Genomic DNA, 735 nt, shown 5'->3' on the forward strand with positions numbered 1-735 from the left:
GGGTGGGGGCAACAGGTGGGTTTTCCTGGTGCCGCCGGTGCCGATAGCCTGATCTCGCCCCCTCCCCATCCCTCCCCCGCAGGCGGGAGAGGGGGCCGACGGCGCACCTTACAAGCCTGCGGATCAGGTCCACCCGGATCGCGGTATATGCGGCGGGGTCGCCCCCGCCTCTTCAACGGGCCGCGTTGCGGGGGCGGCAGGCGCGTGCTCTACCTTGGCGGCTCCTGTCCGGATCTGCCCCCCATGCCCCCCGATACGTCCCGAACCGATGGGCCCCTCGGCCCGCGCGACTTCGTTCTTTACGGCGTGTGCGTGCTGATCTTCGGCTCGGGCTGGCTGCCGCTGAAGCTCCAGCTGGGCGTGGTGGCGCCGGAAGTGTCGGGCACCTGGCGCTTCCTCGCCGCGACCCTCGCCATGCTGGCTTTCGTGATCGCCACCCGCGCCCCGCTGGCCTTCAAGGCGCGCGACCACCTGCTGTTCGCGGGCCTCGGGGCGACGCTGTTCTCGCTGAATTTCCTGTTCTTCTACTATGCCGGCTATCACCTGCCGTCCGGGCTGATGTCGGTGATCTTCTCCCTCTCCGCCATCCTCATTCCCCTGTTTTCGGCGCTGTTCCTGCGCGTGCCGCTGCGCCGGCAGATCCTGCTCGGCGCGCTGGCAGGCATCGCCGGCACCGCGCTGGTGTTCGGACCGAGCCTTGCCGACGGGCGGGGCATCAACCTGTCTCTCGTACAC

General features: G+C 69.4%; 1 protein-coding gene. It reads left to right on the forward strand.

Annotated features, from left to right (window positions below; genetic code table 11):
• Positions 1-243 precede the first annotated feature (243 nt).
• On the forward strand, positions 244-735 hold a 492-nt coding region (locus K9U41_RS22975), incomplete at its 3' end, for a DMT family transporter (RefSeq protein WP_282643152.1).

The organism is Xanthobacter autotrophicus (assembly GCF_029991245.1).
Lineage (GTDB): Bacteria > Pseudomonadota > Alphaproteobacteria > Rhizobiales > Xanthobacteraceae > Xanthobacter > Xanthobacter autotrophicus_C.